Origin of the sequence: Sphingomonas sp. GC_Shp_3 (genome assembly GCF_026540945.1) — a bacterium.
Taxonomy (GTDB): Bacteria; Pseudomonadota; Alphaproteobacteria; order Sphingomonadales; family Sphingomonadaceae; genus Sphingomonas.
The window spans coordinates 746685-766363 of the sequence record NZ_JALNUT010000001.1 but is presented as its reverse complement, the minus strand read 5'-3'; the positions used below and the strand labels follow the sequence as shown (position 1 = coordinate 766363).

Annotated in this window: 19 protein-coding genes; 8 read left to right on the top strand and 11 right to left on the bottom strand. The window is 64.9% G+C overall.

The genetic code is table 11. The annotated features are described in order from the left end of the window. The first annotated feature begins 84 nt into the window (after window positions 1-84). From fabD to mltG, 5 genes are all read left to right on the top strand, one after another. On the top strand, window positions 85-1020 hold the full coding sequence (gene fabD, locus OXR00_RS03810) for an ACP S-malonyltransferase (RefSeq protein ID WP_267386713.1): 936 nt from the start codon (window positions 85-87) through the stop codon (window positions 1018-1020). A gap of 37 nt (window positions 1021-1057) precedes the next feature. Next, entirely contained in the window at window positions 1058-1795 is a 738-nt protein-coding gene (fabG, locus tag OXR00_RS03805; RefSeq protein ID WP_267386712.1) for a 3-oxoacyl-[acyl-carrier-protein] reductase, read from the top strand. Between the two features lie 86 nt (window positions 1796-1881). Next, window positions 1882-2118, top strand: a complete 237-nt coding sequence (locus OXR00_RS03800; RefSeq protein ID WP_069207325.1) for an acyl carrier protein — start codon at window positions 1882-1884, stop codon at window positions 2116-2118. Between the two features lie 149 nt (window positions 2119-2267). Then, window positions 2268-3527 carry a beta-ketoacyl-ACP synthase II gene (gene fabF / locus OXR00_RS03795; RefSeq protein WP_267386709.1) on the top strand — a complete coding sequence of 420 codons (1260 nt, stop codon included), beginning with the start codon at window positions 2268-2270 and terminating at the stop codon, window positions 3525-3527. A 6-nt stretch (window positions 3528-3533) separates the two neighbouring features. Further along, window positions 3534-4499: an endolytic transglycosylase MltG gene (gene mltG / locus OXR00_RS03790; RefSeq protein WP_267386708.1), complete on the top strand. Its 966-nt coding sequence runs from the start codon at window positions 3534-3536 to the stop codon at window positions 4497-4499. A 21-nt stretch (window positions 4500-4520) separates the two neighbouring features. Here the strand turns inward: mltG and OXR00_RS03785 are convergent, their stop codons facing one another. From OXR00_RS03785 to OXR00_RS03745, 9 genes are all read right to left on the bottom strand, one after another. Continuing rightward, window positions 4521-4958, bottom strand: coding sequence for a DUF2501 domain-containing protein (locus OXR00_RS03785; protein WP_267387141.1), 438 nt, complete (start codon window positions 4956-4958; stop codon window positions 4521-4523). 29 nt (window positions 4959-4987) lie between these two features. Further along, window positions 4988-5596 carry a bifunctional 4-hydroxy-2-oxoglutarate aldolase/2-dehydro-3-deoxy-phosphogluconate aldolase gene (eda, locus tag OXR00_RS03780; protein ID WP_267386707.1) on the bottom strand — a complete coding sequence of 203 codons (609 nt, stop codon included), beginning with the start codon at window positions 5594-5596 and terminating at the stop codon, window positions 4988-4990. After that, window positions 5593-6561: a glucokinase gene (gene glk / locus OXR00_RS03775; protein ID WP_267386706.1), complete on the bottom strand. Its 969-nt coding sequence runs from the start codon at window positions 6559-6561 to the stop codon at window positions 5593-5595. The genes eda and glk overlap by 4 nt, the downstream gene beginning before the upstream one ends. Next, entirely contained in the window at window positions 6561-8375 is a 1815-nt protein-coding gene (edd, locus tag OXR00_RS03770; protein ID WP_267386705.1) for a phosphogluconate dehydratase, read from the bottom strand. Before edd ends, glk begins: the two co-directional genes overlap by 1 nt. A gap of 109 nt (window positions 8376-8484) precedes the next feature. Further along, on the bottom strand, window positions 8485-9192 hold the full coding sequence (gene pgl, locus OXR00_RS03765) for a 6-phosphogluconolactonase (RefSeq protein WP_242146512.1): 708 nt from the start codon (window positions 9190-9192) through the stop codon (window positions 8485-8487). Between the two features lie 56 nt (window positions 9193-9248). After that, window positions 9249-10718: a glucose-6-phosphate dehydrogenase gene (gene zwf, locus OXR00_RS03760; RefSeq protein WP_267386704.1), complete on the bottom strand. Its 1470-nt coding sequence runs from the start codon at window positions 10716-10718 to the stop codon at window positions 9249-9251. Window positions 10719-10762: 44 nt separating this feature from the next. Further along, on the bottom strand, window positions 10763-11692 hold the full coding sequence (argC, locus tag OXR00_RS03755; RefSeq protein WP_267386703.1) for an N-acetyl-gamma-glutamyl-phosphate reductase: 930 nt from the start codon (window positions 11690-11692) through the stop codon (window positions 10763-10765). Further along, a complete protein-coding gene (locus OXR00_RS19750; RefSeq protein WP_346731977.1) occupies window positions 11689-11877 on the bottom strand; it encodes a hypothetical protein in 189 nt (62 codons plus the stop codon). Before OXR00_RS19750 ends, argC begins: the two co-directional genes overlap by 4 nt. An 88-nt stretch (window positions 11878-11965) precedes the next feature. Beyond that, window positions 11966-12322, bottom strand: a complete 357-nt coding sequence (locus OXR00_RS03745) for a MarR family transcriptional regulator (RefSeq protein WP_242146508.1) — start codon at window positions 12320-12322, stop codon at window positions 11966-11968. A 228-nt stretch (window positions 12323-12550) separates the two neighbouring features. On the opposite strand from OXR00_RS03745, the gene secG reads away from it, so the two are divergent. Both secG and OXR00_RS03735 read left to right on the top strand, forming a co-directional pair. Continuing rightward, window positions 12551-12961, top strand: a complete 411-nt coding sequence (gene secG, locus OXR00_RS03740) for a preprotein translocase subunit SecG (RefSeq protein WP_267387140.1) — start codon at window positions 12551-12553, stop codon at window positions 12959-12961. 112 nt (window positions 12962-13073) lie between these two features. After that, a complete protein-coding gene (locus OXR00_RS03735; RefSeq protein WP_267386700.1) occupies window positions 13074-14708 on the top strand; it encodes a CTP synthase in 1635 nt (544 codons plus the stop codon). Between the two features lie 61 nt (window positions 14709-14769). Here OXR00_RS03735 and OXR00_RS03730 read toward each other — a convergent pair whose 3' ends face one another. Beyond that, entirely contained in the window at window positions 14770-16155 is a 1386-nt protein-coding gene (locus OXR00_RS03730; protein WP_267386699.1) for an RNB domain-containing ribonuclease, read from the bottom strand. Window positions 16156-16275: 120 nt separating this feature from the next. After that, window positions 16276-16755, bottom strand: coding sequence for an Hsp20 family protein (locus OXR00_RS03725; protein WP_242146505.1), 480 nt, complete (start codon window positions 16753-16755; stop codon window positions 16276-16278). A gap of 262 nt (window positions 16756-17017) precedes the next feature. Here OXR00_RS03725 and OXR00_RS03720 point away from each other — a divergent pair, with 262 nt between their 5' ends. Continuing rightward, window positions 17018-19459 carry a TonB-dependent receptor gene (locus OXR00_RS03720; protein WP_267386698.1) on the top strand — a complete coding sequence of 814 codons (2442 nt, stop codon included), beginning with the start codon at window positions 17018-17020 and terminating at the stop codon, window positions 19457-19459. Window positions 19460-19679: the final 220 nt, after the last annotated feature.

Sequence of the window (19679 nt, the reverse complement as noted above, 5' to 3'; positions counted from 1 at the left end):
CTGACAAAACCGTCACAAAGTGTCGCAGCTTGCGTTCGTCCGTTCATCTTTCTAGTCCGACGCGCCTGATCGGAAGGACGAACGATGCGCGCATTCATTTTCCCGGGGCAAGGCAGCCAGGCGGTCGGCATGGGCAAGGCGCTGGCCGAGGCCAGCCCGGTCGCACGTGAAGTGTTCCAGGAGGTCGATGACGCGCTTGGCCAGCATCTCTATCGGCTGATGACCGAGGGACCGGCCGAGGAACTGCTGCTGACCGAGAATTCGCAGGCCGCGATCATGGCGAACGCGATCGCGACGCTCCGCGTGCTGGAGCGGGAGGGCAACGTGCGGCTCGCTGACAAGGCGGAGTATGTCGCAGGGCATTCGCTCGGCGAATATACGGCGTTGTGTGCGGCGGGGGCGCTTGATGTGGCGACCACGGCGCGGCTGCTGAAGCTGCGCGGCCTCGCCATGCAGGCGGCGGTGCCGGTCGGCGAGGGTGCGATGGCGGCGCTGCTTGGCGCGGACCTCGACAAGGCGCGCGCTATCGCCGAAGCGGCGAGCGAGGGCGAGGTCTGCACCGTCGCGAACGACAACGATCCGTCGCAGGTTGTACTGTCGGGCGCGAAAGGCGCGATCGACCGCGTGATCGCGATCGCCAAGGAGCATGGCGCGAAAAAGGCGGTGCTGTTGCCCGTATCCGCGCCGTTCCACTGCCCGCTGATGCAACCCGCCGCCGATGCAATGGAGAAGGCGCTGGCCGACGCGAGGATCGAAGCGCCGCTGGTGCCGGTGTTCGCCAATGTGACGGCAGCGGCAGTGGGTGATCCCGACACGATCCGCCGTCTGCTCGTCGAGCAGGTGACCGGCATGGTGCGCTGGCGCGAGTCGGTGTTGGCGATGCAGGATGCGGGTGTCGAGCAGTTCGTCGAGTTTGGTGCGAAGGTGCTGACCGGCATGGTCAAGCGCATCGCCCCCGATGCCGCGACGGTGAGCATCGTGTCGATGGACGACATCGAGGCTCTGCTGAAGACGCTGTGATCGTCTAGCCCGGCCAACACATTTCAAGGAGCAATCAATGTTCGACCTTACAGGCATGACGGCACTGGTGACGGGCGGGAGTGGCGGGATAGGCTCGGCGATCGCGCAGGCGCTCGTCGAGCGCGGGGCAAGGCTGGCGGTTTCCGGATCGAACGCCGACAAGCTGAATGCCTTTCGCGACACGCTCGGGGCGGATCATGTCGCGCTGCCGTGCGATCTGTCGGATGCGGCGCAGGTCGACGCGCTGGTGCCGCAGGCGGTGGCGGCGCTCGGCAAGCTCGACATTCTCGTCAACAATGCCGGCGTCACGCGCGACAACCTCATCCTGCGCATGAAGGATGACGAATGGGATCAGGTGATCCGCGTGAACCTGGAGGCGGCGTTCAGGCTGATGCGGGCCGCTGCCAAACCGATGATGAAGGCGCGGTTCGGTCGCATCGTCTCGATTACGTCGGTGGTCGGCACTACCGGCAATGCGGGCCAAGCGAATTATGCTGCGTCCAAGGCCGGGCTGGTCGGCATGTCCAAGGCGCTGGGGCAGGAACTGGCGGCGCGTAACGTGACGGTGAACTGCGTCGCGCCCGGCTTCATCCGCACCGCGATGACGGATGTGCTGCCGGACGCGCAAAAGGAAGCGCTCAACGGCAAGATCCCGGCCGGCCGGATGGGCGAGGGTAGCGACATTGGCGCGGCCGTCGTGTATCTGGCCAGCAAGGAGGCCGGGTACGTCACCGGCCAGACGCTGCACGTCAACGGCGGGATGGCGATGATCTGAACGCGATCACAACCCCTTGCGCGGGCCGAAACCGCGCTCTACGTGCAAAACGGTAATTTAGACCACTCATGAAGAGGGACATGAACATGAGCGAGACCGCCGATCGCGTGAAGAAGATCGTCGTCGAGCATCTCGGCGTCGAAGCCGACAAGGTGACCGAGGATGCGAGCTTCATCGATGATCTGGGCGCCGACAGCCTCGACATCGTCGAGCTGGTGATGGCCTTCGAAGAAGAGTTTGAAGTCGAGATTCCGGACGACGCCGCCGAGAAGATCGCGACCGTGAAGGATGCGATCACCTTCATCGACGAGCACAAGGGCTGATCGAGCGGGCGTCGCCGGTCGTGCGATGCCCGGCCCGCACAGGGCCCCGCTAGAGATAGATTCGGCTCCCCGTCCCAGGGTTCTCAACCGGGGCGGGGGGCCGTTTCGTTTTGAAGTACAGATCAAGAGCAAGAAGAACGGAGAAGGCCATGCGCCGTGTCGTCGTAACCGGATTGGGGCTTGTCACGCCGCTTGGCGCCGACGTCGAAACCGCCTGGCGCAACCTCATCGCCGCCAAATCGGGCGCGGCGACGATCACGCGCTTCGACGCAACCGACTTCCAGATGAACTATGCGTGCGAGGTGAAGGCGCCGGACCACGAATACGGGTTCGATCCGAACAAGCGCGTCGATCATAAGGTGCAGCGCCAGGTCGATCCGTTCATCATCTACGGCATCGACGCCGCCGGTCAGGCGATCGAGGATGCCGGCCTGCTCGATATGACTGAGGAGCAGCGGTACCGCGCCGGCTGTTCGATCGGCGCCGGGATCGGCGGCCTGCCGGGTATCGAAAGCGAATCGCTGGTGCTGGCCGCCAAGGGGCCGAAGCGGGTTTCGCCGCACTTCGTGCACGGGCGGCTCATCAACCTGATCTCGGGTCAGGTTTCGATCAAATACGGGCTGATGGGGCCGAATCATGCGGTCGTCACTGCCTGCTCGACCGGCGCGCATTCGATCGGCGATGCCGCACGGATGATTGCGATGGACGATGCCGACGTGATGCTGGCGGGCGGCGCGGAGGGCGCGATCTGCCCGATCGGCATCGCCGGCTTCGCGCAGGCGCGCGCGCTCTCGACCGGCTTCCGCGACGATCCCACCAAGGGCAGCCGCCCCTACGATCGCGACCGCGACGGCTTCGTGATGGGCGAGGGTGCGGGCGTCGTCGTGCTGGAAGAGTATGAGCACGCCAAGGCGCGCGGCGCGAAAATCTATGCCGAGGTGATCGGCTATGGTCTGTCGGGCGATGCCTACCATGTCACCGCACCGCACCCGGAAGGCTCGGGCGCGTTCCGCTCGATGCAGATGGCGGTGCGCAAATCCGGCCTCGCGCTTGAGGATATCGATTACATCAACGCGCACGGCACGTCGACGCCGCTCGGCGACGAGCTGGAACTGGGCGCGGTGCGGCGGCTGTTCGGCAGCGCGATGGATACGACGTCGATGTCGTCGACCAAGTCGGCGATCGGGCATCTGCTCGGCGGCGCGGGCGCGGTGGAGAGCATCTTCTGCATCCTCGCGATGCGTGACCAGATCGTGCCGCCGACGCTCAACCTCGACAATCCGAGCGAGAATTGCATCGGTGTCGATCTCGTGCCGCACAAGGCCAAGGAGCGGAAGGTGAAGGCGGTGCTGAACAATTCTTTCGGCTTCGGCGGCACCAATGCCTCGCTCATCATGCGGGCGATGTAACGCCAGGTGCGCAAGCTCGGGTGTCTGACGCTGCTGATCGTCCTGACGTGCATCGTCGGGTTTTTCGGCGTGCTGCATGTGTGGAGCGGTCGCGGGCCGCTCACCCACAACGTCACCGTCTCCGTGGCGCAGGGTAGCACGCTGGCGGCGACGTCCGAGCAGTTGCAGAAGGCCGGGGTCATCACCTCTGCGAGCCGGTTCCGCGTGCTGGCCAAGGTGCTGGGCTCCGGCGCACCGATCAAGGCCGGCGAATATCGGCTCCCCGCGCACCTAAGCCAAGCCGACATTCTGAAGGTCTTGCAGGGCGGCAAGACGCTGCAACGCTTCATCACCGTGCCGGAAGGCCTGCCATCGGTGATGGTGCGCGACGTGCTGATGAAGGCGACAGAGCTGAAGGGCAACGTCGTCGTGCCGGTTGAAGGCACCGTGCTGCCCGACAGCTACAGTTACGACCGCGGCGATACCCGCATGGGCATCGTCGCGCGTATGCAGAAGGCGATGGACCGCTACCTCGCCGGTGCATGGGCGAAGCGCGCGCAGGGGCTGGTGGTGAAGACCCCGCGCGAAGCGTTGATCCTGGCTTCGATCATCGAGAAAGAGACCGGAAAACCGAGCGAGCGCGCGATGGTGGCGGCGGTCTATTCCAACCGGCTCAAGCGCGGCATGATGCTTCAGGCCGACCCGACGATCATCTACCCGCACACATTCGGGCGTCCGCTCGGGCGGCGTATTCCGCCGCCGTGGATCCACGAGGTCAACGCCTACAACACCTATGCGATGGTCGGTCTGCCGAGCGGACCGATCGCCAACCCCGGCCGGGCAAGCATCGACGCGGTGCTTCATCCAGCGCGATCCAATGCGCTCTACTTCGTGGCGGACGGCTCAGGTGGGCATGTCTTCGCCGATACGCTTGAACAGCATAACGCCAATGTCGTGAAGTGGCGCGCGTTCCGGAAGGCGCACGGGATCTAGAGCCGCGCGCTATTCTGCACCTTACAGGAAGGATTGCGCCTTGCTCAGCACCAGGTCGCATGCCTTCGACTTGATGCCGGAGGGCAGCGCATCAAGCGATAATCTGTTGCCGCCCTGCTGCAGCAGCCCTTTTTGACCATCAAGAAAACCGCGTGTGGACTCGACCGCCGGTTCCTGTCCTGTCAGCTTGCCGATCAGACCGCCCGCGACGTTCTGCTGCTGGCGGAGCAGCTTATTCTTAACGCAGTAGCTCAGCACGCCGACGGCATTGCCTTTGCCGACCGCGTTGAGGTTGAGGCCATTGGTCAGGCCGCCCAATCCGCCGCCGAGATTTCCCAAGCCGCCCAGCCCGCCAAGCAGGCCCTTGCCGCTCGGCACATCGGGCTGACTCTGCGTCTGCGCGACGGCTGTTCCGCTCAGGATGAACGGCAGAGTCGACAGGATCAGGGCTCGCATCATGCGTTTCAAACCTTTACCAACGTGGGACCTCAGCCGCGAAGCGCCATCGCCGCGCGTGCCTTCGCCTCGATTTCGGCCGGCGTGCCGCCGAGCACCCAGCTGCCGCCAACGCACAGCACCGGATCGAACGCGAGCCACTCGGGTGTGGTCGCTTCGGTGATGCCGCCGGTCGGGCAGAAGCTGCACTGATTAAACGGTGCTGCCAACGCCTTCAACGCGGGCAGGCCACCCGCTGCCATCGCCGGGAAGAATTTGAAGTGCGTCAGGCCCATGTCGAGACCCAGCATGATGTCCGCCGCATTGGCCGTTCCGGGCAGGAACGGCACGCCGCTGTCGATAATCGGTCGCGCCAGCCGCTCGGTCAGGCCGGGCGAGACGATGAACTCCGCGCCCGCGTCCACCGCTTGCGCGAACTGGTCGGGGTTGATGACGGTGCCGGCGCCGACGATCGCGCCGGGCACCTTCTTCATCTCACGCATCGCGTCGAGTGCGGCAGGGGTGCGCATCGTCACCTCCAGCACGCGAATGCCACCGGCGACCAGCGCCTGCGCCGTGGCCTGCGCGGTCGAGGCGTCGTCGATCACGATGACCGGAATGACGGGAGCGATCAGCATCAGGTCGCGGACGGTATAGCTCATTGATGATGCTCCTGCGCAAAAGCCGCCGCGGCGCCGAACAGGCCGGGCTGGGGATGGGTGATGAGTTTGACCGGGATCGCCTGCATCATCGAGCGGAACCGGCCCTTGGCGGCGAACCGCTCGGCAAAGCCGGAGCGCACGATGTGATCCTTGATGCGCAAGCCGAGGCCGCCGGCGATGACCACGCCCTTGGCGCCCTGACAAATCGCGCGATCGCCCGCCGTCGCGCCGAGTGCAAGGCAGAACCGGTCGAGGGCGGCGAGCGCTAGGCTGTCGTTGCTCTCCAGCGCCAGCTGCCAGATCGCCTTGTCGTCGAGCCGTGGCACCGCGCGCCCGTCGATCTCGGCGAGCATTTCGTAGATCGCGACGATGCCCGGGCCGGACACGACGCGCTCCGATGAGACGCGATTGTGCGCCTTACGCAGCCGCTGGAGCAGCGCATCCTCGAAGCTGTCGAGCGGCGGGAAATCGCTATGGCCGCCTTCGGTTTCCAGCACGTGATAGCCGCGCTTCTCCCGCAGCAATTGCGCTACGCCAAGGCCGGTGCCGGGGCCAACTATCGAGATGATGCCGTGGTCGGGCAGCGGCACGTCGGGGCCGGTGATATGCTCGAACATCTCGGGCGGCACCTGCGCTACCGTGTGGCCGATCGCACCGAAATCGTTGACCAGCACGAACTGATCGACTTCGAGCCGTTCCTTCACCAGCGCGCGGCGGATGATCCACGGATTGTTGGTAAGCTTGATGATATCGCCGTCCACCGGGGAGGCGACCGCGATCGCCGCGGCCCGTGGCATCGGGTGATCGAGCGTCTTGCCGAACGCCTGCCACGCAGTCTGCAGCGAGGCGTGTTCGGCGGTCTTGAGCGTGACCGGCTCACCGAGTGAGGTGACGCGGCCGCCCTCCACCTCTGCGATGGCGAAGCGGGCGTGGGTGCCACCAAGGTCGACTGCGACGACTTCCATTATGCCATCTCCGCCAGCATTGCGGATGCGCCCTTTTCCGCCTCGTTTGCAAGGTTACGGAACATGCCGAACAACTCGCGCCCCATGCCCTGTGCGGGCGGTGGCCCTTCGACCGGAACCCGCGCGTCCCACTCTGCAGGATCGACCAGCGCAACCAGTTCGTTGCTCTCCGCTGACAGCCGCACCACGTCGCCGTCGCGCAGCCTCGCGAGCGGGCCGTGGCCGAGTGCCTCGGGCGAGCAGTGGATCGCGGCGGGCACCTTGCCGCTCGCGCCCGACATGCGCCCATCCGTGACCAGCGCGACGCGGAAGCCGCGATTCTGGAGTACGCCGAGCGCGGGGGTGAGCTTGTGCAGTTCGGGCATGCCGTTGGCGCGTGGCCCCTGGAAGCGCACCACCACCACGACGTCGCGGTCGAGTTCGCCGGCCTGAAACGCGGCGAGCACCTCGGCCTGCGTCTGGAAGATGCGGCACGGTGCTTCGATCGTCCAGCGGTCGCGATCGACCGCCGAAACCTTGATGCAAGCGCGGCCGAGATTGCCGGTGAGAATGCGGAAGCCGCCTTCGTCCGAGAAGGGCGTCGCGGCAGGGCGCAGGATCGTGTCGTCGCCGCTCGCGCCGGGATCTTCCCAGACGAGGCCGTCGCCGTCCACCACCGGACGTTTGCCGTATTCGGTCATATCACCGGTGCCGATCGTCAGCAGGTCGCGATGAAGCAACCCCGCGTCGGCCAGCTCGCGGATCACGAACGGCATGCCGCCGGCATCCTCGAACCCGTTCACGTCCGCCGACCCGTTGGGATAGACGCGGGCCACCAGTGGCACGACGCGAGACAGGCGATCGAAGTCCTCCCAGTCGATGACGATACCGGCCGATGCCGCCATCGCCGGCAAGTGGATCATGTGGTTGGTCGATCCGCCGGTGGCGAGCAGGCCGATCGCGGCGTTGACGATAGCCTTTTCATCCACGCAATGGCCGATCGGGCGGTAGTCGTTGCCGTCCCAGCCGATCTCGGTCAGCCGGTGCACGGCGGCGCGGGTCAGTTCCTGGCGCAGCTTGGTGCCCGGATTGGCGAACGCCGCGCCGGGAATGTGGAGGCCCATCATCTCCATCATCATCTGGTTGGAATTGGCGGTGCCATAGAAGGTGCAGGTGCCCTTGGAATGATACGCCGCGATTTCGGCGTCGAGCAGGTCCTCGCGGCCGACTTTCCCTTCCGCAAACGCCTCGCGCACCGCCGCCTTCTGCTTGTTGGGGATGCCGGTCGCCATCGGGCCGCCCGGGATCAGGATCATCGGGAGGTGGCCGAACCGCAAGGCGCCGATCAGCAGCCCCGGCACGATCTTGTCGCAGATACCGAGCAAAGCGGCACCCTCGAAGAGCCCGTGGCTGAGCGCGATCGCGGTCGACAGTGCGATGGTGTCGCGGCTGAACAGTGACAGCTCCATGCCGGCATAGCCCTGCGTCACCCCGTCGCACATCGCCGGCACGCCGCCTGCAACCTGTGCGGTCGCACCCGCCTCACGCGCCCAGACCTTCATCTGTTCGGGATAGCGATAGTAGGTCGCATGCGCGGACAGCATGTCGTTGTACGAGGTAACAATGCCGATGTTCATCGCCTTCGCGGCACGCATCGTGTCGCGGTCTTCCTCGGTACCGGCATAGCCGTGCGCGAGGTTGGCGCAGCTCAGTGCGGGGCGGGCGACATGCTGGTCGCGCTCCCGCTCGATCAGCGCGAGATACGCGCCGCGCGTCGGCTTCGAGCGGCTGATGATCCGGTCGGTAACCGCCGCGATCTCGGGGTGAAGCGTCATGATCTGGTTCCCTTGGGGGTCGCGCACGGCGACGCGCACCCCCTCATAGCGCGCGTCATTGCAGCGCGAAACAAGGGGGTGGTCGTAGGTGGAACGATTTACAGGAGTGTCACGGCGCCCAGTGGATGTCGGCCGGCAGTTCGGCATCCGCCAGCACACGGCCGATCGGGTATTTCGAGGCCGGGCCTTGCTTGATCGCGGTCTCGATCACCTTGCGCTTGGCGTCACCGGTTACCGCCAGCATCAGCGCGCGTGCGGTGGTGATCGCGGCGAGGCTGAGCGTGACGCGCGGTACCGGTGCTTCGGGCGGCAACGGATCGGGCATCACGCCAAGCGCGCGGCGTTCCTTGGGGCCGCTCACCGCTTCCTCATAGTCAGGGCCGGGGAAGATCGAGGCGGTATGCCCGTCGCCGCCAACGCCGAGCAGGCACAGGTCGAGCGGCCAGTGCAGATCACCCAGCCGCGCGTCCGCCGCCTTGCCGGCCGCCTTATAGTCCTTCGCCGCCTCGCTGATGAGCGGGATGACGCGCGCGCCCTTGGGAATGAAGATCTTGCCGATCGCGGTGACGTTCGACAGCGGATCGCCCAGCGGCACGATGCGGTCGTCGCCCGGCACGATCGTCACGCGTTTCCAGTCGATCTTGCTGGCGGCGAGCTTTTCGTAGATCGGCATCGGCGTCTTGCCGCCCGCGAGCGCGATGACGGCGGCGCCGCGCGCGTCGATCGCGCTTTCGATGATGAAGGCGATGTCGCCGGCGACCGCGGCTGCCATCTCCTCGGCGTCCTCATAGTCCCACCATTCGACTTCTTCACTCATACGTATTTCCTTGGTCTTGATACGGAACGGGAGGGGCGAAACGCCCGCTCCTGATGTTAGTCGTCCTGCCAGGTCACGCCGTCACGCTCGGTCAGCGCGATGGCTGCACTCGGGCCCCAGCTTCCGGAGGGATAGCTCTTGGGCTTGGTGTCGTTCGCGGTCCAGCCGGCGCGGATCGCGTCGATCCACGTCCACTGCGCCTCCACCTCGTCGCGGCGCACGAACAGCGTCTGATCCCCCTCAATCAGGTCGAGCAGCAAGCGTTCGTAAGCGATCCGGCGCGGCTTGCCGGCAAAGGCGGCGTCGAGGCTGAGGTTGAGCGGCAGTTCGCGCAACCGGATGCCGTCGCGGTCGAGGCCCGGCTCCTTCGCCATAACGAGGATCTGGATATATTCCTCGGGCTGCAAACGAATCACCAGCACGTTGGGCTGGAGCATCCCACCGCGATTGCGGAACATCGAATGCGGCACCGGCTTGAACTGGATCGCGATCTCGCTGCGACGCGTCGTCATGCGCTTGCCGGTGCGAAGGTAGAACGGCACGCCCTGCCAGCGCCAGTTGTCGACATGCGCCTTGATCGCGACGAACGTCTCGGTGGTGGACGGCTTGCCGAGTTCGTCGATATACCCTTTGACGATCTTGCCGTCGACCGCGCCCGAGCCGTACTGCCCGGTGACGGTCTGTGTCGGCACGTCCTCCGGTGCGATCGGGCGGAGCGAGCGGAACACCTTGGCCTTCTCGTCGCGGATCGCAGCGCCATCGAACTGAGCGGGAGCCTCCATCGCCACCAGCGCAAGCAACTGGAGCATGTGGTTCGCCACCATGTCGCGAAGCGCGCCGGCTCCGTCGTAATAAGACGCGCGATCCTCCAGCCCGACCGTCTCGGCGATCGTGATCTGGATGTTGTCGATGCCTTGCGCGTTCCAGATCGGCTCGAAGAACGAATTACCGAAACGCAGCGCCATGATGTTCTGGACAGTCTCCTTGCCCAGATAATGGTCGATGCGGAACGTGCGATCCTCGCTGAACGCGGTCGCGACGGTGTCGTTGATCTCCTGGCTCGACGCGAGATCATAGCCGAGCGGCTTTTCCAGCCCGATCCGCACCGTCTCGCCAGCAAGGCCGGCGGAGGCGAGCCCCTTGATGACCGGCTCGAACAGTGAAGGCGCGGTCGACAGGAAGATCGCTAAACCGCCGGACACGTCGCCAACCTTGGTGGCGAGCGCCTTGTACCCTTCCACGTCCGCCGCGTCGTGCGGCTGGTAGCCGAGCCGTTCGAGGAAGCTCTTGATCTTGTCCTTGTCCTTGCGGTCGTCGGGCAGAAACTGGTTGAGAGCCTTTTCCGCAAACTTCTGGTAGTCCGCGTCGTCATGCTCGGCGCGGGCAGTGCCGGTGATGGTGAGGGTTTCGGGCAGCAGGCCATCGGCATGGAGGCCGTAGAGCGAGGGCAGCAACATGCGCTGAGCGAGATCGCCCGTTGCGCCGAACAGCAGCAATTTTCCGGCAGGCTGGCGAATTCCTGGCATCAGACGATCTCCTTTGTTCGCGAACGCGAAACGAAACGGGCCGCTTAAAGCGTAAGGCCTGCAACGGGGTCCAGCCCCGCCATCAAGTTCAGATTCTGCACGGCCGCCCCGGCCGCACCCTTGCCAAGATTGTCGAGCGTGGCGATCAGCCGCGCCTGACCGTTCTCCGCGTTGCCGCAAACGCGCAAAGTCAGCCGGTCGGTGCCGGCATCGTCCTTGATCGCGACGGTCGCAATATCGCCATCGACGACGCGGACCACCTGAGATCCACGATATGCCTCACGCAGCGCCGCCTCGCAGGCGGCGAGCGTCGGACGGCGTGGGAAGGCGTGCAGCGGCAGCGGCACCTCGACCAGCATCCCACGATAGGTGTTCACGACGCTCGGCATGAAGATCGGCGCATGTTCGACGCGGGCGTGCTTTTGCATTTCGCCGACATGCTTGTGCGCGAGCGCGAGGCCATAGGCCCGCGCAGCGGGGGCAGGGGTGCCGTCCTCATATTCGGCGATCATCGCCTTGCCGCCACCCGAATAGCCGGAAGCAGCGTTAACGGTGAGAGGCCAATCGGCCGGAATCAGCCCCGCTCGGACCAGCGGGCGCACCAGCGCGAGGAAGCCGGTGGGGTAGCAGCCAGGATTGCTGACCCGCGGCGCCGACGCCACGGCTTCGGCCGCGCCCGGCTCCAGTTCGGGGAAGCCGTAGGTCCAGCCATCCGCAGTGCGGAACGCGGTGGACGCGTCGATCACGCGGGTGCGATCGTTGGCGATCAGCGAGACCGCTTCGCGTGAGGCAACGTCCGGCAGGCACAGGATGACAAAGTCGGCATCGTTGATCGCCTCCGCGCGCGCCCGAGCGTCCTTGCGGCGATCCTCGTCAAGGATGATCTGGCTGATGTCGCCGCGACCGGCCAATCGCTCACGGATCTCGAGACCCGTTGTTCCGACCGCACCATCGATGAAAACGCGTGCGCTCATGCGACGATCCTCGTCAAAACCGATTCGTCGAGATAGCCGACCAAGCCACAATCGGGCGCCTTGCCCCAGGCTTTGCCCCCGGCAAGTTCGAACACTTCAAACACAACATTGGGGCCGAGCGCGATCAGTACCTCCGAGTCGCCTTCGCGGGCGACACGCAGGTCCGTCGCGCGCGCGATCACCATTTCAACAGGTGCCGCATAATGCGGCGCGAAAACGCGATCCGCCAGACGCACGTCTGCGAGATCGCGGCGCACCGCATTGTAACGGGGGTCAATCTCGACCGAGTGCCCCGACAGCGCGAAGCTCCTGCGGGGCGGCCCTGCGAGGCTTTGGCTGCTCTGACTCGCCGATAAACTGGCCGAACTCTTCAAGAAAATCTGCCCCCTCGGACGTTTGCGCAATGAAGATATTGCGCTTGTCGGTATCGTCACGTTGACGGCGCAGATAGCCGAGGGATCCCAATCTGTTCAAGGCGCGCGTGACCACCGGCTTGGAAACGTTCAAAACGCGCGCCAGACCGCGCACGGTATGCGGCCCGGGAGTCAGATAAACGAACAGGAGCAGCGCCATTTGCCGATTGGTCAGGTCTGGTTCACCAGACCGGACGTAATCGACCAGCGCTTGCATCCAGCTATCGAGTGTACGATTGAATACAGAGGCCACGGCGAGACTTTCTGTTTGGCAACGCTCACATCCCGAAGTTCGGGGTGCAGTATCGTTGTAACGAACCGAAATCGCTCTGGTTTCAGTGCGAGGCCGAAATGTCTCGGGTCTGAACATGCGGCGGTTGATCGCCCGCGCTGCCGGCTCTATGTGCGCGGCTTAAATGTCCCCGCAGGGTAGCCCGATTTCATGCTGTTTCAGTTCATCCTCGTCGTCCAGGCTATCATTGCCGCCATGCTGGTGGGGGTGATCCTCGTGCAGAAGTCTGAGGGCGGCGGGCTCGGTATGGGTGGTAGTCCGTCCGGCCTGATGTCTGCGCGTGGCGCCGCCGATTTCCTGACGCGCGCGACGACCGTGCTGGCAACCCTGTTCATCGCCTTCAGCGTCGTACTCGCCGTCCTCGCGGCGCGCGGTCACACCGCGAAGATCGACACCTCGCTGGCGCGCGGTGCGCCCGCGCCGGCGGCGCAACTGCCCGTACCGCAGGCGCCGGCCGATGCGGGTGCGCCATTCTCGTCGGCCGCCCGGCAGGCGATCGGCAACCAGGCCGCACCGGTGACACCGGCACCGGTCGGCAACAACAGCGTTCCGCTCGCCCAATAAGCAGCCGCATCCGAGACGTAGTCGCGCGGGGGCTCAGGCCCCCGCTTTTTTGTAATTTGCCGGAGTCGCGCGCTTGTCGCGCCACGGCGTTTGACGGTAGGCGTTTTCTCCCATGGCGCGGTTTATCTTTATCACCGGCGGCGTGGTCTCCTCGCTGGGCAAAGGTCTCATGGCGGCGAGCCTCGCGGCTCTGCTTCAGGCGCGGGGCTACCGGGTGCGGATCCGCAAGTTCGACCCGTATCTGAATGTCGATCCCGGCACGATGTCGCCTTACCAGCACGGCGAGGTCTATGTGACCGACGACGGCGCCGAAACCGATCTCGACCTCGGCCATTACGAACGCTTCACCGGCGTTGCATCGCGGCAGTCGGATAACATCACTTCGGGCCGGATCTACCAGCAGATCATCACACGCGAGCGGCGTGGCGATTATCTCGGCGCAACCGTGCAGGTAATCCCGCACGTGACGGACGCGATCAAGGAATTCGCGCAAGCCGAGACGGACGACCTCGATTTCGTTCTGTGCGAAATCGGCGGCACGGTCGGCGATATCGAATCGCTGCCGTTCATCGAGGCGCTGCGCCAGCTCAAGAACGATCTCGGTCGCGGGCAATCGATCAGCGTTCACGTGACGCTGGTGCCCTATATCGCAGCGGCGGGTGAGTTGAAGACCAAGCCGACGCAGCATTCCGTCCGCGAACTGGCGGCTTTGGGCGTGCAGCCGGATGTACTGGTGTGCCGCTGCGAACAACCGCTGCCGGAGAGCGAACGCGCCAAGATCGCGCTGTTCTGCAACGTGCCGAAGGAAGCGGTGATCCCCGCGCTCGATGCGAAGAGCATCTACGCGGTGCCGGTGCAATATCATGCCGAGGGGCTGGACAGCGCAGTGCTCAACGCGTTCGGCATCGCGCCGGGCAGCGCCCCGAACCTGTCGCGCTGGACCGACATCATGGATCGGGTCACCAACCCGGAAGGCGAAGTCACTATCGGCGTTGTCGGCAAGTATGTCGGCCTGCAGGATGCCTACAAGTCGCTGAACGAGGCTTTGGTGCATGGTGGCATCGCCAACCGGGTGAAGGTCAACGTTCAGTGGATCGACGCCGAACTGTTCGAGGCGGAGGACAGCGATATTGCCGCACGTCTCGAGCCGATGGATGCCATCCTGGTACCTGGCGCGTTCGGATCGCGCGGCGCGGAGGGCAAGATCGCCAGCGTGCGCTTCGCACGCGAACGGCGGGTGCCGTATCTCGGCATCTGTTTCGGTATGCAGATGGCGTGCGTCGAGGGCGCGCGCGATCTCGCCGGCATTGCACAGGCCAGTTCGACCGAGTTCGGCCCGACGCCCGAGCCGGTGGTCGGCATGATCACCGAATGGATGAGCGAAGCCGGGCTGGAAAAGCGCGAGGAGGGCGGCGATCTCGGCGGCACCATGCGGCTCGGCGCGTACGAGGCGAAACTCGACGGCAACAGCGTCGTCGCCTCGATCTATGGCGGCGAGACGATCTCCGAACGCCACCGCCACCGCTACGAGGTCAACACCTCCTATCGCGAGGCGCTGGAGCGGGGCGGGCTGGTGTTCAGCGGCATGTCGCCCGACGGGATGCTCCCCGAGATCGTCGAGCGGCCGGATCATCCGTGGTTCGTCGGCGTGCAATTCCATCCCGAGCTCAAGTCCAAGCCGTTCGATCCGCACCCGCTGTTCAAAAGCTTCATCGAAGCGGCGGTCAAGCAGAGCCGGCTGGTATAAGCCGCATCGGCTCGGCTGGCGTGTCCGACGCAACGCACCACCGCGTTGCGGCGGGTTGGCTTCAGTCGATTCGCTCGAACGTGATGCTGCGTTTCTCCACATCCACACCGGTCAGTCGCACCTGCACGGCGTCGCCCGGAGCCAGCTTGGGTGCGAGGACGCGGGCCATCACTGGAGCATCGCTCAACTGGATGCGTCCGCCACGCTCATCGGCGTCGGTGACGACCGCAGCGAAGGGCCGGCCGACTTCGTTGCTCAGCATCACCGCCTCGGCGAGGTCGATCACCGAGCGGTCGATCTGGCCGGCGAGAGCATCGGCCTTGGCCATCACCTTCGACAGTGTCTCGAACGCAGCGGTCACCGCATCCGGAATGGCGCGGCCATTGGCAACCGCGAGCGCGGCCTGCACGACATAGCGATCGGCCAGCCGGCGCAAGGGGGCCGTAGCATGCGCGTAGGTAGCGGCCATCGCCGCATGCCACGGCGTCACGCCCTCCCGGTACGGCGCATAGCTGGCACCTTGCCCGGCACGTCGGATCGCAAGCATGAAGGCAGCCTGATGCGGGTCGGCAGCGTTCAGCGTGCGGGCAAAATCATCCAGCGTCACCTCGGCAGGCCATGCGAGCCGATACGCCTGTGCCGTGTTGCGAAGCCGGGCGATCGCTCTGGCGTCTGGCGCGGCCATCACCCGGAATAAACCGGTATGGTGCGCGACCAGCGCATCGGCGACCGCCATGTTGGTGGCCAGCGACAGCGCGGCGTTTTGCTCCTCCGCGGTGAGGCGCGGTCGAAAGGCGAGTTGGTAGTCGCCGGGCGCAACGGCGCTTACCTCCTGCTCGGGCGGGTCGACGCGGGCCGCGCCGCGCGCCTGCTCGGCGGCAGCGATCCGGCGCGCGAGTTCGGCGAAGCCTGCGGGGAGATCGGCGTCGGTCGCGGTTTCGTAGGCAAGTTTGGCGCGGCTGCGGATGATTGCGCGTTCGACGCCGTCGAGTTTCACCGCGCCGTCGGCCGCGACGCGGATGGTGAACACCACGGCGGGGCGTGTGACATCGGGGAGCAGGCTCGCCGCGCCCTGGCTCAGCACCGGCGGGTAGAGCGGTGCCTTGCCGTCCGGCAGATATAGCGTCTCACCGCGTCGCCATGCCTCGGCATCGAGCAGGTCACCGTCGGCGACGAACCACGCCACGTCGGCGATGGCGTAGTGCAGTAGTAGATCGCCGCCGGCGGCCTCGATCGCGAACGCCTGGTCAAGATCGGTCGAACTGGCGGGATCGAGCGTGACGAATGCACGGTCTGTATAATCGACATGGTCCCTCGGCACGCGTTTCGCGGCAACCTCGGCGGCAGCGAGCACCTCGGGCGTGAAGTCCTGCGGCACCTGATATTGCGCACGGATGGCGCCGAGGCCGCGCGCCAGGGCATGTGTCGGATCAACGAGCGTCTTCATGGTGTGGCGTTACACCCGCCGCACTAATCACGCAAAAAAAGGCGCCCGGATTGCTCCGGGCGCCCGCTTGCGGCGCCTTCCTTTCAGAGCGAAAGAGAGCGCCGCGACTTCGAAGCGCGCTTACGCGGCCTGAGCCTCGTCGCTGCTGCCGATACCGCCATCGATCGCGGCGAGCGGTGCGCCGGTCTTGATCGCGATCGTCTTCGGCTTCATCGCCTCCGGCACCTCACGCACGAGGTCGATCACGAGCAGGCCGTCGTTCAGCCGCGCATCGTCGACACGCACGAAGTCGGCCAGCTCAAAGCGACGCTCAAAGCTGCGATTGGCGATGCCGAGGTGCAGGAAGGTGTTCTGACCTTCCTTGTCGTCCTTCTTGCCCTTCACTTGCAGCAGGTTCTGCTGCGCGACGATCTCGATCTCGTCGCGGCTGAACCCGGCAATGGCGAGGGTGATCCGGTAGCGATCCTCAGCAACCCGCTCGAGGTTGAAGGGAGGGTAGTTATCCGCTGCCTGCTGGCGCGCGCTGGCTTCGAGCATGTCGAACAGGCGGTCGAAACCGATTGCGGAGCGGCGGAAGGGAGTAAGATCGAACTGACGCATGTGTTTGTCCTCATGTTGAGCGTTAAACGTGTCAAATGGCGTCCGCACAACGGCGCGACACCCGGCTTTTTTCGCGGCCCTGACGGCGCCGCGTGACGCAGATTTGGTGATGGTTCATGTCGCTTCAAGAGGTTTGTAGGCCGTTTTTCAACGTTGCCGACAAGCTCAGCTTTAGGCGCAAGAAGAAGGATACGGATGAAGTCCTACCAAGAGACTGGATATTCAGTATCGACTCGCCAATCTTGTCGACAAAGGGGACATGATGCTCGCTCACCTCTCGCTTCTGCTCGCATCAGCTGCCGCCGTGCCGCAAGCGCAACCCGACCTCGCTCCGGCCGCGCCGCAGGCCGAACCAGCCGCCTCCTCCGGCGACGTGGTGGTGACCGCACGCCGCCGTGAGGAACGCGCGCAGGACGTGCCGATCGCTATATCCGTGATCGGCGCGGATACGATCGACAAGACTGGCGCGTTCAACGTCAATCGACTTCAGCAGCAGCAGCCGGCGTTGCAATTCTATTCGAGCAATCCGCGCAATTCGTCGATTAACATTCGCGGGCTAGGCACGCCCTTTGGCCTCACCAACGATGGGATCGAGCAGGGCGTCGGCTTCTATCTTGACGGCGTCTACGTCGGGCGGGTCGGTGCATCGACGTTCGATTTCGTGGACGTAGACCGGGTTGAGGTGCTGCGCGGGCCACAGGGCACGCTGTACGGCAAGAACACGACAGCGGGTGCGGTCAACATCACCACGCGCGCGCCGAGTTTCTCGCCCGAGGCCAAGTTCGAGGCGAGTGGCGGCGACTACGGTTATGTTCAGCTGAAAGGCTCGGTTTCCGGGCCGATCGTGAGCGATACGCTGGCGGCACGCATCTCCGCGTCGTTTACGCGGCGCGGCGGCACGATCAAGGACACCGCGTCCGACAGCTATGTGCAGAAGCTCGATAATTTCAGCGTACGCGGTCAGTTGCTGTGGAAGCCGCGCGCCGATCTCGACTTCCGCCTGACCGGCGATTTCAACGTTCAGAATCCCTTGTGCTGCGTGCAATATTACGCCCGGCTCGCGCCGACGCAGCGCGCCGCCAACCGGCAGTATACCGCGCTGGCGACGGCGCTCGGCTATACCCCGCCCAGCACCAACGCGTTCGACCGCGTGACCGATCTCGATGCTGACATCAACTCGCGGCAGGAGATGGGCGGCGCGTCGCTGGTCGGCAACTGGGATGTCGGCCCGGCAACGATCACCTCCGTTTCGGCGTGGCGCTATTGGGACTGGCAGCCGGCAAACGATCGCGACTACGTAGGCCTGCCGATCACCACCATCTCGCAGAACCCGTCGCAGCAGAAGCAATGGTCGCAGGAACTGCGCATCGCCTCCAACGGCAAGAACACGCTCGATTACACGGCGGGTGTGTTCTACTTCCATCAGAAGATCGATACACAAGGATCGCAGGTTCAGGGCGCCGCGGCGAGCCGCTGGTTGCTGTCCGGGGCGGATGCCTCCAATCCGAACGTGCTGAACGGACTTACCAGCACCAACGACATTCACTTCAGCAACGACAGCTTCGCAGTGTTCGGGAAGCTGAACTGGCAGCCGGTAACGGGGCTGCACTTCGCCCCCGGCCTTCGCGTCAATTACGACAAGAAGTCCGGTTTCTACGATGCAATCGTGAGCATTCACAACAGCCAGTACGATTTCGTCGCGACGGCGGACAACGTCGCCTCGTTGCTCGCATCGAAGACCGGCGCAGCACGGACGACCTTTGCCAACCAGATCAACACGCTCGCCCCGCAGCGCTACAGCCCGAGGTTCAGCCAGTGGAACGTTTCGGGCGATTTCACCGCTTCGTATGACATCACGGCCGACGTGCACGCCTACGCGACCTATGCGCGGAGCTTCAAATCGGGCGGTATCAACCTGTCCGGTCTGCCGCTCGATTCGACCAATACCGTCGTCGATCTGACCAAGCAGACGGTGAAGCCCGAGAGCGAGGACCATTTCGAGGTCGGGCTGAAGACCCAATTCCTCGAACGCAAGCTGACGCTCAACCTCGCCGGGTTCTGGACCGACGTGCATGACTATCAGGCGACGGTGAACAACGGCCAGACGACGGTGATCCGCGGCTACCTGGCCAATGCCGGGCTGGTGCGGGTGCGTGGCGCCGAGTTCGATTCGAGCTATCGGCCGAGTCAGCGCGTCAACCTGTACGTCAACGGCGCATATACCGACGCCAGGTACTTGCGCTTCACAAACGCGCCGTGCCCGCCCGAACTGGCGGGCGGTAACGCTGCGCTGAACGGTGCGATGCCGGGTGCGGCCGGAGTTGCCGGTGCGCTGAGCCCGCTGACCTGCGACATTTCGGGGCAGGTGCTGCCCGGCATCTCGAAATGGGCCTTCGCGTTCGGCGGCGAGGTCAACGTGCCGGTCGGAAAGGGGCAGGTCTATGCCGGCTATGACGGCAGCTATCGGACGCGGTTCTCGTCCAACCCGTCGGCCTCGGCGTATATGTATATCGACGGCTATTCGCTCTCGAACCTCCGGCTGGGTTACCGGCAGGACAGCTTCAACGTGTTCGGTTGGGTGCGAAACGCGTTCAATCAGAACTATTACGAACTACTTTCGGCGCAGTCCGGTTCGACCGGGTTGATCGTCGGCCAGCCGGGCGACCCACGCACGATCGGAGCGACCATCTCCAAGGCGTTCTGACCCATACTGGCGGGGCAGCCGACGCGCTGCTCCGTTTCTTCGCACATTTGAAAGGCGAGCATCCTTTTCGTGTGACCAAAAGGAGGCGGTCGTACCGGCTACAAAGCCGTCGCGAGCCTTTGCCACAACGGCAAACGCCCGGGCCGTTTCCGACCCGGGCGCCTGCGTGACGATCGCTCGTCAGCCCCCAAAATGTTTCCGTCCGCACGCCTTTTGACGG